10 protein-coding genes are annotated in these 12,809 nt (G+C 74.0%); 4 read left to right on the top strand and 6 right to left on the bottom strand.

Going from position 1 to position 12,809, the window contains the following annotated elements; genetic code table 11:
• Positions 1–66: 66 nt before the first annotated feature.
• Positions 67–1,593 (bottom strand): hypothetical protein, encoded by a 1,527-nt coding sequence (locus tag ACGFT2_RS07850; RefSeq protein ID WP_393274608.1) that lies wholly within the window; start codon positions 1,591–1,593, stop codon positions 67–69.
• A gap of 113 nt (positions 1,594–1,706) precedes the next feature.
• Between ACGFT2_RS07850 and ACGFT2_RS07845 the strand changes: the two genes are divergently transcribed.
• Positions 1,707–2,993, top strand: a complete 1,287-nt coding sequence (locus ACGFT2_RS07845) for a molybdopterin-dependent oxidoreductase (RefSeq protein ID WP_393274606.1) — start codon at positions 1,707–1,709, stop codon at positions 2,991–2,993.
• Between the two features lie 316 nt (positions 2,994–3,309).
• Here ACGFT2_RS07845 and ACGFT2_RS07840 read toward each other — a convergent pair whose 3' ends face one another.
• The 3 genes from ACGFT2_RS07840 to ACGFT2_RS07830 are packed head-to-tail and all read right to left on the bottom strand — an operon-like array spanning position 3,310 to position 5,440.
• Positions 3,310–4,122, bottom strand: a complete 813-nt coding sequence (locus ACGFT2_RS07840) for a class I SAM-dependent methyltransferase (RefSeq protein ID WP_393274604.1) — start codon at positions 4,120–4,122, stop codon at positions 3,310–3,312.
• On the bottom strand, positions 4,119–4,736 hold the full coding sequence (locus tag ACGFT2_RS07835) for a DUF2064 domain-containing protein (RefSeq protein ID WP_393274602.1): 618 nt from the start codon (positions 4,734–4,736) through the stop codon (positions 4,119–4,121). Before ACGFT2_RS07835 ends, ACGFT2_RS07840 begins: the two co-directional genes overlap by 4 nt.
• A complete protein-coding gene (locus ACGFT2_RS07830; protein WP_393274600.1) occupies positions 4,733–5,440 on the bottom strand; it encodes a glycosyltransferase family 2 protein in 708 nt (235 codons plus the stop codon). Before ACGFT2_RS07830 ends, ACGFT2_RS07835 begins: the two co-directional genes overlap by 4 nt.
• Before the next feature lie 112 nt (positions 5,441–5,552).
• Here ACGFT2_RS07830 and ACGFT2_RS07825 point away from each other — a divergent pair, with 112 nt between their 5' ends.
• Together ACGFT2_RS07825 and ACGFT2_RS07820 are read left to right on the top strand one after the other, a co-directional pair.
• The gene (locus ACGFT2_RS07825; RefSeq protein WP_393274598.1) at positions 5,553–6,284 is read left to right on the top strand and encodes a response regulator transcription factor; all 732 of its coding nucleotides are present in this window, start codon (positions 5,553–5,555) and stop codon (positions 6,282–6,284) included.
• A 2-nt stretch (positions 6,285–6,286) separates the two neighbouring features.
• Positions 6,287–7,396: a sensor histidine kinase gene (locus ACGFT2_RS07820; RefSeq protein WP_393274596.1), complete on the top strand. Its 1,110-nt coding sequence runs from the start codon at positions 6,287–6,289 to the stop codon at positions 7,394–7,396.
• Position 7,397: 1 nt separating this feature from the next.
• Here ACGFT2_RS07820 and ACGFT2_RS07815 read toward each other — a convergent pair whose 3' ends face one another.
• Positions 7,398–8,399: an NAD-dependent epimerase/dehydratase family protein gene (locus ACGFT2_RS07815; protein ID WP_393274594.1), complete on the bottom strand. Its 1,002-nt coding sequence runs from the start codon at positions 8,397–8,399 to the stop codon at positions 7,398–7,400.
• 136 nt (positions 8,400–8,535) lie between these two features.
• Between ACGFT2_RS07815 and ACGFT2_RS07810 the strand changes: the two genes are divergently transcribed.
• Entirely contained in the window at positions 8,536–11,322 is a 2,787-nt protein-coding gene (locus tag ACGFT2_RS07810) for a SpoIIE family protein phosphatase (RefSeq protein ID WP_393274592.1), read from the top strand.
• Between the two features lie 38 nt (positions 11,323–11,360).
• Here ACGFT2_RS07810 and ACGFT2_RS07805 read toward each other — a convergent pair whose 3' ends face one another.
• Entirely contained in the window at positions 11,361–12,773 is a 1,413-nt protein-coding gene (locus ACGFT2_RS07805) for an FAD-binding oxidoreductase (protein WP_393274590.1), read from the bottom strand.
• Positions 12,774–12,809: the final 36 nt, after the last annotated feature.

The following is a 12,809-nucleotide window of genomic DNA, read 5'->3' as shown; positions in this document are numbered from 1 at the left end:
TTGAACGACCGGCGTACCCCCTACGGCATGACAGACGAACCCGACTGGAGCAACGGCGGGCCGCGCTCACCAGCCGGTCAGCAGCAGATGGTTGAGCAGCAGCGCCAGCACCGCCTGCCCGGCGAGCCAGACACGGGGACGGGGCAGGAACGCACAGGCCGGCAGCAGCCACAGGGCGAACGGGAGCCAGATGCGCTCCGTCTCCGCCTTGCTCATCCCGGACAGGTCGGCGGCGAGCAGCGCGAGCAGCGCCGCCGCCACGAGGGCCGCAAGGCGGAAGCGCGCCGTGGCGCCGCCGATCGCCTCACCGCTCCCCTCGCCGCTCCCCTCACCGGTTCGCCCGCGCCTCGCCCCGCCGGTCCCCGCACCGCTCCCGTCACCGATGCGCTCACCGCTCACCTCACCGATGCGCTCACCGCTCCCCTCACCGGTTCGCTCACACCTGGCCCCGCCGGTCCCTTCACCGCTCCCGTCACGGCCGGCGTAGGCGCCCCGGGGGCGCAGCAGTTCCGCCGCCGTCCGCCGCAGGCCCGCTGCCGTCGCGGGGCCGGTGATGAGCACGGTGCAGGCGAGGTTGGCCCACACCCAGTAGCCGTAGGGGCGGGTGCCGCCCACACCCTGGTAGTAGCGGGTGATCAAAAGATGGTAGGCCTCCCACCAGTCGAACCCGATGAGGGCGAGCACCACGGGGGTCACGGCCAGTCCGGCGAGCAGTGCGGGCAGCACCGCGGGTCGGTCCCGCAGGCCCTGCCGGCCGAGCACGAGCACGGCGGCGCCGATCAGCGCGAAGAGCGTCAGGCCGTAGGAGAGGTAGCAGGTCAGGCCGAACAGCAGGCCGGAGGCGGCCGCGTACGGCAGGGACCGGGCGGTGAGGGCGAGGGCGAGCAGGGCCACGGCCCACGCCGCGACGGCCGCGAAGTAGGCGTCGGCGGACGCGCCCATCCACACGGCAGCGGGGGCGAGCACCAGGAAGGGCGCGGCCCGCCGCGCGAGTGCCGCCCCGGCCAGCGCGCGGATCGCGATCAGCACGGCCACACATCCCGTCGCGCCGACGGTGATGCACCACATCCCGGCCCAGCCGCCGCCCCGCAGCCCCACCCGGTCGAGCAGGACGAAGGTCACCGTGGCCAGCGGGGGATGGCCGGCGACATGGGCGGGCCAGGGGTCGGGTGTGCCGCTGACGATGTGGTGCGTGAAGTCGCGGAGCGTGGCGGGGATGTCGTGGAAGCGGCCGATGACGCGCAGGTATTCGTTGTGGCTGGTCAGCTTGCCCGCGATGCCCTGCTGCCAGCCGTCGACGAGCGCCAGCGAGAGGATCCACGCCAGGGCGGCCGCCCAGGCGGCCACGAGCAGCGTCCGCCAGCGCAGGCGGGCGGCCGATGCGGGGCCGTACACGACGACGGCCACCGCCACGGCCAGGGCCGCCGGGGTCCCGGGGCCGACGTGCGGATCCCACTCGGCCAGGACCGGCGGCCAGTGCACGGACAACGTGTGGCGGGTGTCCTGGATGTGGCGGCCGATCAGTACGGCCGCCGTCACGAGCAGGGCGGAGGCAGCGACGGCGTACAGGTCGCGGCGGAGGAAGCGGGTCACGCCCAAACGCTAGGCCGCAGTGGCCGTCGCGGGCCGCCACCCGGGCCGGACGTCAGAGTTTCGTCATGGGTCGCGGGCCCATGACCGGGTGTTTTCCGTCCTACGGTCGGGACATGAGCGACCATCCTCGGCTCCCCACCTCTCCCGGCTTCTGGCGCAGCCCGCTGCGCGGACCGTGGCTCACGTCGGTGCTCGGCCTCGTCCTGCTCGTCGGCGTCACCGTGCTGTTCGTGACCGGCCTGGCCTCGTACGCCGCCTACAACCCGGGCCTGTCCCCGGCGAACGACAAGACCCCGGACAAGGGCGTCCTCGGCCTCTACCTCTTCGCCTGGCCGACCCACCCGGTGTGGCTGTACCGGCTCACCCAGGGGGTGCACGTCACGCTCGGCGTCACGCTGATCCCCGTCCTGCTGGCCAAGCTGTGGTCGGTGGTGCCGAAGCTGTTCACGCTGCCGCCGGCCCGCTCCGTCGCCCACGCGCTGGAGCGGGTCTCGCTGCTGCTGCTGGTCGGAGGCGGACTGTTCGAGTTCACGACCGGCGTGCTCAACGTCCAGCTGGACTACGTCTTCCCCGGCTCGTTCTACCCGCTGCACTTCTACGGGGCATGGGTGTTCTTCTCCGCGTTCGTGGCCCACGCGGCGCTGAAGGCACCCGCCGCCGTTCGGAACGTGCGGCACGCCCGCCGCCGCCCGGACACGGTGCCCGGCGACGACGAGGTCCCGCCCCGCCCGGACACGGTGCCCGGCGACGATCTGGTCTCGCCCCGCCCGGAGCCGCCGACCGTCTCCCGGCGCGGCGCGCTGGCTCTGGTCGGCGGCGGCTCCCTGCTGCTGTCGCTGACCACGGTCGGACAGAGCCTGGGCGGGCCGTTCCGCCGCACCGCCCTGCTCGCGCCGCACGGCGCGGCCGAGCCCGGCGGCGGCCCGAACGGCTTCCAGATCAACAAGACGGCCCGGTACGCCGGGATCACCACGGCCGACACGCACGAGGACTCCTGGCGGCTCGTCGTCACCGGCCGCACCGGAACCGTCCGGCTCAGCCGCGCCGGGCTGCTCCGACTGCCCTTGCACAGCTCGTCGTTGCCCATCGCCTGCGTGGAGGGCTGGTCGAGCGCCGACCAGCGGTGGCGCGGGGTGCGGCTGCGCGATCTCGCGGCGCTCGTCGGCCACGACGGCGATCCGCCGGACGTGTTCGTGGAGTCGCTGCAGCGGCACGGCGCGTTCCGCCGCGCGGCCCTGCGCGCCAACCAGGTGGCCGACCCGCGTTCGTTGCTCGCCCTGCAGGTCAACGGCGAGGAGCTGTCCCCCGACCACGGCTACCCGGCGCGGATCATCGTGCCCGCCGCGCCCGGTGTGCTGAACACCAAGTGGGTGGCCCGACTGACGTTCGGAGACCTGTGATGCCCCGCCTGCTTCCGCCGCTCGGCAGCCCGCTGCAACTGCTGTTGCTGGCCTGCTCCTTCACGCTCGCCGCGTACGCCGGTGTACGGCTGTTCGCCGGTGACCCGTTCGGCGTGGCCCTGTGGATCGTGGGCGCCGCGCTGCTGCACGATCTCGTCCTGCTGCCGCTGTACACGGTGGCGGACCGGATGGTCGCGCGCGGGCTCGGCGCGGCCGGGCGGCGCGGCCGGACGACGTACGTACGGGTGCCGGCAGCGCTGTCCGGGCTGCTTCTGCTGGTCTGGTTCCCGCTGATCAGCGGGATGGTGAGCGAGCGCTACCGGTCGGCCACCACGTTGTCGCCGAGCGGCTTCCTCGCCCGCTGGCTGCTGATCACCGCGGTACTCTTCGGCGGCTCGGCGCTCCTGCTGGCGCTGCGGGCGCTGCGGGCGCGCAGGGCGGCGAAACACCGGTCGCCGCTCTCCCACTGAGCCACGGCCCGCAAACCGGCCCTGCCCGCGTAACGCAGCAGGGCCGCTGTGCCGAGACGCGCCCAGAGGAACGGAACGCCCGTGCCACGCGGGGCGTCGACGACGTCGACGACCTGGACCCGGGCGCGCTCGTCGACGTCACCCCGCACGGTCTCCGCGATCAGCAGACCACCCGGGCGCAACAGCCCGGTCACCCGCTCCAGCAGTGCGGCCGGATCGCCGCCGATGCCGATGTTGCCGTCCATGAGCAGCACGGTGTCCCAGTGGCCCTCGCCGGGCAGCGGTTCGAAGACGGAGCGGCGCAGCGCCTGCCCGACCCCACCCTCTAGGGCCCGTTCGAACACGGCGGACCCCAGGCGCTGCGCGGTGTGCTCGACGGCGGCGTCGCTGACGTCGATGCCGAGCACGCTGCGGCCCCGGGCGGCGAGTTCCGCCACCAGCCGGCCCGGACCGCAGCCGACGTCGAGGACGGCGCCCTCACAGCGGTCCAGCACCTCCCGGTCGATCCGGTCGGCCCGGGCGCACCAGCGCTCCACCTCCAGCGGCAGCAGCCAGCCGTCGGCACGGCGCAGGAACAGCGGTCCCCGGCCACTGCGCAGCGCGGTCGCGTAGGGGTCGGCGGCCGCCCAGGCGACACGGGCGGTGGGCGGGCTGCTCATCGGCCGGTGACCGGAGTACAGCGCGCGAGGCACGCGGCGAATCGGCTGTGCGGTGCGAGGGCGGCCACGGCACGGGCGTCGGCGGCCACGTCGACATCGCGGAGCCGGGGCAGTTCCCGTACCCGCAGCCCGGCGGCGACCAGGCGCGCCCGCTGCGCGGCGCCGGTCTCGGGCGTCGACATGGGAACCCCGCGCAGAAGTGCCGGGTCGGACTCGGAGAGCCCCAGCGCCCAGAACCCGCCGTCCTCCGCCGGGCCGAGGAACGCGTCGCCCTCCCCGAAGTCGACGGTGAGCAGTTCCGGCGTGACCTGCGGGGTGTCCATGCCGATCAGCAGGGCCGGCCCGCTGCAGTGCGCGAAGGCGTCCGCCAGCCGCTCGTCCAGGCCGCCGCCGCACTGCGGCAGGACCTCGAAGCCCTGCGGCAGCCACGGGCCCGGAGCGCCGTCGAGGACGAGGACGCGCCGGGTCGCGGGCGTGGCCGCCACGGCGTGCAAGGTGTCGGTGAGTGCCGCCTGAGCCAGTTCCGCCGCCTCGTGCGGGCTGAACGGGGGGGTGAGCCGGGTCTTGACCCGTCCCGGACGCGGTTCCTTGGCGATGACGAGAAGTGTGGTCACCGTACGGTCCTCCGGTCGGCCGGAGCCCCGGCGGCCGGTGCCTCGGCCAGCACACGGCTCATGTCCCGTACCGCCTGCCACGTCCCCCGCCAGGTGCCCGTGACCTTCGAGGCCCCGGTGCGCGGCAGATACGGCACGTCGTGCTCGGTGACCCGCCAGCCGGCGTCGGCCGCGCGCACCACCATCTGGAGCGGGTAGCCGCTGCGCCGGTCGGTCAGGCCCAGCCCGAGCAGAGCCTCGCGGCGGGCGGCACGCAGCGGTCCGAGGTCGTGCAGGCGCAGTCCGGTCCGGCGGCTCAGCATGCGCGCCAGCACCACGTTGCCGGCCCGCGCGTGAGCGGGCCAGGCGCCCCGGCCCCGCGGACGCCGGCGGCCGAGGACCAGGTCGGCCTCGCCGCGCCGGACCTCGCGCACGAAGGGGATGAGCAGCGAGGGGTCCAGGGAGGCGTCGCAGTCGCAGAAGCACACGATGTCGCCGGTCGCCGCGGTCAGTCCGGCGTGGCAGGCGGCGCCGAAGCCGCGCCGCGGCTCGTGCACCACCGTCGCACCGAGAGCACGGGCGGCCTCGGCGGAGCCGTCGCTGGAACCGTTGTCGACGACGATGGCGCGCCACCCGGCCGGAATCCGGGCGAGCACCCAGGGCAGGGCCTCGACCTCGTTCAGGCAGGGGAGCACCACGTCGATCTCCGTTGAAGTGGTCGTCACGGCTTCACCCTACGAAGCACAGTCGGACATACCGGACGAGCGCTCCTTACGAAACGCGGACGCCGTACCGGCCGGCCCGACGCCGGGTGGCGCGCGGTGCGAGGCTGGGGTCATGCAATCGCCGTACGCGCTCCAGGGGGGCGCAGCCACCGACGAGGCGGCCAGGGTGCTGGTGGTCGACGACGACCCGACCGTCGCCGAGGTCGTCACCGGATATCTGCACCGCGCCGGCTACGTGGTCGACCGCGCCGACGACGGGCCGACGGCCCTCGACCGCGCCGCCGCCCACCGCCCCGACCTCGTGGTGCTGGACCTGATGCTGCCCGGCATGGACGGTCTGGAGGTGTGCCGGCGGATGCGGGACGACGGCCCGGTGCCGGTCATCATGCTCACCGCCCGCGGCGACGAGGACGACCGCATCCTGGGCCTGGAGGTCGGCGCCGACGACTACGTCACCAAGCCCTTCAGCCCACGCGAACTCGTCCTGCGCGTCGAGTCCGTGCTGCGCCGCAGCCGCCCCGTCACCGCCGGGCCCCGGCTGGCCGCGGCGGGACTGTCCGTGGACGTCGAGAGCCGCAGGGCCACCAAAGGCGGCAGCGAACTCGCCCTCACACTCAGGGAGTTCGATCTGCTCGCCTTCTTCCTGCGGCATCCGGGCCGCGCCTACAGCCGGGAGGACCTGATGCGCGAGGTGTGGGGCTGGGACTTCGGCGACCTGTCGACCGTCACCGTCCACGTCCGCCGGTTGCGCGGCAAGGTCGAGGACGACCCGGCCCGGCCCCGCCTGATCCAGACCGTGTGGGGCGTCGGCTACCGGTTCGAGCCCGCCGAGGCGGTGCACTGACCATGCGCGACACGCTTCTCATCGCCCTGTACGCCTTCGCCGGCGCCGCGGCCACCGGCCTCGCCGGAGCGGGGGTGCTGCGCCTGATCCGGCGCCGCTCGCTCACCGCCTCGCTCACCGTGGTCGCCGCGGTCGGCGTGGTCGCCATGCTCACCGGCACGCTCGCCGTCGCCTGGGCGATGTTCCTGTCCCCGCACGACCTGACCGTGGTCACCACCGTCGTCGCGATGGCGGCCGCCGTCTCGCTGGCCACGGCCCTCCTGCTCGGCCGGTGGGTCGTCGCCCGCAGCCGCGAACTCGCCGAAGCCGCACGCCGCTTCGGTGACGGCGGCGAGTTCGCCGCGCCCGCCGCCCCGGCCACCGCCGAACTGGCCGCGCTCAGCCGCCAGCTGGCCGCCACCAGCGCCAGGCTCGCCGAATCGCGTGAACGGGAGCGGGCGCTGGAGACCTCCCGGCGCGAGCTGGTCGCCTGGATCTCGCACGACCTGCGCACCCCGCTGGCCGGCCTGCGGGCCATGTCGGAGGCGCTGGAGGACGGCGTGGCGGCCGACCCCGACCGCTATCTGAAGCAGATGCGCACCGAGGTCGAACGGCTCAACGACATGGTCGGCGACCTCTTCGAACTCTCCCGCATCCACGCGGGCACCCTCCCGCTGAGCCCCACCCGCATCTCGCTGTACGACCTGATCGGCGACGCGCTGGCGGGTGCCGACCCGCTCGCCCGGGAACACGGGGTGCGGCTGGTCGGAGACCGCGTCGAGCCGCTGCCGGTGGAGGTGGACGGCAAGGAGATGAGCCGGGTGCTCGGCAACCTGCTGATCAACGCCATCCGGCGGACCCCGCCCGACGGCACGGTGGCGATCGCCGCCGAGCGCACCCACGAGGGTGTGCTGCTGTCCGTCACCGACGGCTGCGGCGGCATCCCCGAGGAGGACCTGCCGAGGGTCTTCGACACCGGCTGGCGCGGCACCGACGCCCGCACCCCCCCGGCCGGCGCGGGCCTGGGCCTGGCCATCGTGCGGGGCATCGTGGAGGCCCACCGGGGCCGGGCGACCGTCCGCAACATCCCCGGCGGCTGCCGCTTCGAGGTGACCATCCCGGCCGCGCCCTGACTCACTCCACCCGCAGGCCGGCCCGCGCGAACTCCCGCATGCCCGCCGCGAAACCGACCCGCGGCCGCCAGCCCAGCTCGCTGCGCAGCCGCGCCGAGTCCGCCGTGATGTGCCGCACGTCGCCCAGCCGGTACTCGCCGGTGACCACGGGCCGCGGGCCCTCGTACGCGGCGGCCAGCGCCCGCGCCATCTCGCCGACGGTACGCGGCTCACCGCTGCCGGTGTTGTACGCCGTGAGGGCGCCCGGCGCGGTCTGCGCCTCCAGCGCCACCACGTTCGCCGCGGCCACGTCCCGCACGTGCACGAAGTCGCGCCGCTGCCGTCCGTCCTCGAACACCCGGGGCGACTCCCCGCGGGCGAGTGCCGAGCGGAAGAAGGAGGCGACCCCGGCGTAGGGGGTGTCGCGGGGCATCCGCGGGCCGTACACGTTGTGGTAGCGCAGGGACACCGCCGACCCGCCCGTGCAGCGGGCCCAGGCGGCGGCCAGGTGCTCCTGGGCCAGTTTGGTGGCCGCGTACACGTTCCGGGGGTCGGTGGGGGCGTCCTCGCCCACCAGGCCGGGGGCGAGGTCCTGCCCGCAACTCGGGCACCGCGGCTCGAACGACCCCCTGTCGAGGTCGGCCACGGCCCGCGGCCCGGGCCGCACGACACCGTGCCGGGGACACTCGTACCTGCCCTCGCCGTAGACGACCATCGAACCCGCCAGCACGAGGCGCCGCACCCCGGCCGCCGCCATGGCGGCGAGCAGCACCGCCGTGCCCAGGTCGTTGCGCGAGACGTACTCCGCCGCGTCGGCGACACCGTCGCCGAGCCCCACCATGGCCGCCTGGTGGCAGACGGCGTCCACCCCGGCCAGCGCCCCCGCCACCGCTTCCGCGTCCCGCACGTCCGCGCGGGGATCCTCCCTGACGTCGTAGACGAGCGGCTCGTGCCCGCTCTCCCGGAGTGCTTCGACGACATGGGACCCGATGAACCCGGCACCGCCGGTGACCAGTACGCGCATACGGCCCACGCTAGAGCCGACCGTGCTCCGCCCACGCGCACGCGCGCGGAACGTCAGGAGTACGTAAGACCTGGTCCGCGGCGTCGGGGCGGCACACCGGTCGCCGGGCACGCAGACCAAATGCTACAAAAGGTGCATGAGCGGACGTTCCCGCCGGCCATGGGCGAGAGCGGCGCCGCCACCCGGCACACCGCGGTCATCCGGTCCGTCCCGTGGGCCAAGGCCCCGGCCGTCACACGGGCGCCGCCTTTCGCCGTCCCTGAGCGTCCGCACGCTCGCCGCGCAGGTGTTCCTGCTGCAAGCCCTGATCGTGCTGGTCCTGGTCGCCGTGGCGGCGGCGGCCCTGGTGATCCAGGGCCGCTACGACGGCGAGCGCAGCGCCAGGGAACGGTCGCTGGCCGTCGCGGAGACGTTCGCCCACGGCCCCGGCACGGCACTCGCCCTGCAGTCGCCCCATCCCACGGCCCGGCTCCAGACGCCGGCGCAGCAGGCCGGCAAGGCCGCCCAGGTCGACTTCATCAGCGTTCTGGACGAACACGGCATCCGGGTCGCCGACCCCGAACCCGCCCTGCTCGGCACGAAGGCCCAGGGCGTCGGCCGGGCCGCCGCGGGCGAGGCCTTCACGGAGACGTTCCACGGCCGGCCGAGCGACGCCGTGCGCGCGGTCGTCCCCGTGCGGGACGCGAGCGGGCGCGTGGTCGGCATGGTCAGCGCCGGGATCCAGTACGCCACTCTCGCCAACGTGCTCGACAAGCAGCTGCCGATGCTGCTCGGAGCGGCGGCCGGGGCGCTCCTGGTGGCGACCGGCGGCACCGCCCTCGTCAGCCGACGGCTGCTGCGGCAGACCCACGGACTCGGGCCGGCCGAGATGACCCGGATGTACGAGCACCACGACGCCGTTCTGCACTCGGTGCGCGAGGGCGTGCTGATCACCGACGGTGACGGGCGGGTCCTGCTCGCCAACGACGAGGCACGCCGGCTGCTGGGCCTGCCCGAGAACGCCGACCAGCGGCGGGTGACCGAGCTGGGGCTGGGATTCGGTGTGACGCGCCTGCTGCTGTCGGCCGAGCCCGCGACCGACGTGGTGGTGCCGGCGGGAGAACGGCTGCTGGCCGTCAGCACCCGGCCCGTCGCGTCCGGGAGCGGCGCCCAGGGCCTGGTCGCCACCTTCCGGGACACCACGGAGCTGAGAGCCCTCACCGGCCAGGCCGAGCTGGCGCGGGGCCGACTGTCGTTCCTGTACGAGGCCGGCATGCGGATCGGCACCACGCTCGACGTACGGCGTACGGCCGAGGAACTCACCGAGGTGGCGGTCCCGCGCATGGCCGACATCGTCACCGTGGAACTCCTCGAATCCGTCCTGCACGGTGAGGAGCCCACGGGTGCGGTGCACCAGATGCGGCGCACCGCGCTGCGCGCCTCGCTCGACGGGCACACCCTGCAGCCGGTGGGCGAGCTGATCCGGTTCGTCGTGGCCGACACACCGATGGCGGCGGCACTGCGCGGCGGTACCGCCGTCCTGGTGCCCGACCTGCACACCGCCCAGGACTGGCGGGCCCAGGACCCGACGGGAGCGGGCCGGGCGCTGGACTACGGCATCCACTCGCTGATCACGGTGCCGCTGCGGGCCCGCGGCGTCGTCCTCGGCATGGTCAACTTCTGGCGGGCCGCGGGCTCCCCACGCTTCGAGGAGGGGGACGTGGCGGTGGCGGAGGAGCTGGTGGCCCGGGCCGCCGTGGCTATCGACAACGCGCGCCGGTACTCCCGCGAACACGCGATGGCCGTGACCCTGCAGCGCAGCCTGATGCCCCGGGGCCTGCCCGAACAGGACGCCCTGGAGATCGCCTCGCGCTACCTCCCGGCGCAGTCCGGCGTGGGCGGCGACTGGTTCGACGTCATCCCCCTGCCGGGCTTCCGGGTCGCCCTGGTCGTCGGCGACATCGTGGGACACGGCCTGCAGGCCGCGGTGACCATGGGCCGGCTGCGCACCGCCGTACTGAACTTCTCCTCACTGGACCTGGCTCCGGAGGAACTCCTCGGGCATCTCGACGAGATGGTCGCCCGGCTGGACACACAGAGCGGGCAGGCCGACGACGACCAGGTGCCGCTCACCGGCGCGACCTGCCTGTACGCCGTCTACGACCCGGTGAGCGGGCACTGCTGCTTCTCCCGCGCGGGACACATCGCACCCGCCGTGGCCGACCCGCAGGGCCGGGTGACCTTCCCCGACCTGCCGCTCTCCCCGCCGCTCGGCGTGGGAGGGCATCCCTTCGAGGCCGGTGAGCTGGAACTCGCGGAGGGCAGCCGCCTCGTTCTGTTCACCGACGGCCTGATCGAGAACCACGACCGGGACATCGACGAGGGCCTGGAGCTGCTGCGCGACACCATCGCCCGGGCCGGCCCGGCACCGGAGGAGACCTGCCGCGCCCTCATCGAGGCGATGCTGCCCGAACACCCCGACGACGACGCGGCGCTCCTGGTGGCCCGGACCCGGCTCCTCGATCCGTCCCACGTGGCGACCTGGGACGTGCCGTTCGACGTGACGGCCGTGTCGCGCACACGCGGCGAAGTCGGCAGGCGGCTCACCGAGTGGGGAATGGGGGAGCAGGCGTTCACCACGGAACTGATCCTCAGCGAGCTCCTCACCAACGCCATCCGCTATGGCGCCCCGCCCGTACGCGTCAGGCTCCTGCTCGGCCGCACCCTGGTGTGCGAGGTGTCGGACGGCAGCAACACCTCCCCCCGGCTGCGGTACGCGGCCACCACCGACGAGAGCGGCCGCGGCCTGTTCCTCGTCTCCCAGTTCGCGGAGAGCTGGGGCACCCGCTACGTGCCGCGGGGGAAGGTGATCTGGGCCGAGCAGACGCTGGACGGCGCCGCCCCAGCCGACACGTCCGTGCTCTTCGACGAGCTGGCTCTCTGACCCACCGCCGGCGTGCCCGGACGCCCGCCGCGGACCGGTCAGCCCGAGCCGGAGGGGCGGATGTTCTGGTTCAGCCGGAACAGGTTGGTCGGATCGTAGGCGTCCTTGACCCGGACCAGGCGTTCGCGCACCGGGTCGGGGTACGAGGCGCGCACCTTGTCCTCGGCGCCGTCCCCCGTGAAGTTCACGTACATGGTTCCACGGCCGTGCCGTGCGATCTCCTCGCGGGTTTCCCGGGCCCAGCCGACGTGCGCGTCGAAACCCGCAGCCTCGGGCGACCGCACGACCACGTTGCACAGCACGCTCGCGTCCCGCTGGCTGAAGGCCGTGGCCTGTGCGGGCACCCGGGCGAAGGCACCGCCGAGCTGGTGCATGTGCAGCTCGCTGAAGGGCGTGGGTGTCGTCAGGTGACGTCGCAGCACGACGTCGAGCGCGGCGTCGGACGGCTCGACGAACGCCGACGTGAAGTAGTTGTGGTGACCGGCCGTCCACAGCGGGTCGACCAGTGACTGCATCCCCGTGTACGGCATGGGGCCCATCAGGTCGGCGATGGGCGTGCCCAGCGTCCGCAACGGAGTCACGGCCCGCTCGCCGGCCGCGAGGTCGCCCGCGTACATGCCGAGCACCACCGCGACACGGGTGCCGTGGACCTCCTCGGGCAGGAACGGCAGCGGAGGCGCCGTCGTCAGGTTGACCACGGTCGTCAGTTCGTCGGGAGCGCCGTCGATCAGCTCACGCCAGCCCGTGACCACCTGCCGCGCCTGCTCCAGGGGGTAGACGATCAGCCCGCCGAGGATCTGCGGCCCCACCGGGTGCAGTCGGTACTCCAGCGAGGTCACGATCCCGAAGTTGCCGCCGCCGCCCCGCAGGGCCCAGAAGAGTTCGGAGTGCTCGTGCGGGTCCGCGCGCACCACCCGGCCGTCCGCGGTGACGACCTCGGCGGCCGTCAGGTTGTCGGAGGCCAGGCCGTGGCGGCGCAGCAGCCAGCCCACCCCGCCGCCGAGCGTGAACCCGGAGATCCCGGTGGTGGAGATCAGGCCGCCGGTCACGGCGAGGCCGAAGGCCTGCGTCTCGTGGTCCAGGTCCCCCCAGGTCATTCCGGCCTGGGCCACCACCCGGCGCCGGACCGGATCGACGATCGCGCCTTTCATGGGCGACAGGTCGATGACGATCCCGTCGTCGCAGGTGGAGAAACCGGCGATGCTGTGGGCGCCGCCGCGCACCGCCACGAGCAGGTCCTGGCTGCGGGCGAACTCGACGGCGCGGATGACGTCCGCGGTACCGGCGCAGCGCACCACCAGCGCCGGGTGTTTGTCGTGCGCGGCGTTCCAGACCGCGCGTGCCGACTCGTAGTCGGGGTCGCCGGGGCGTACGACGCTGCCGCGCAGGCCGGCCTCCAGTTCGGCGATGGTGGCGTCTCCCAGGACGCCCTTTGCCGTGTCGATCGACATGGTCGGCTCCTTGGTGTGTGTGTCTGCACCACGACG

It is taken from the genome of Streptomyces sp. NPDC048514, assembly GCF_043199955.1.
Classification (GTDB): domain Bacteria; phylum Actinomycetota; class Actinomycetes; order Streptomycetales; family Streptomycetaceae; genus Streptomyces.
The sequence above is the reverse complement of the archived record's forward strand: the minus strand, read 5'-3'. Positions and strand labels throughout refer to the sequence as shown.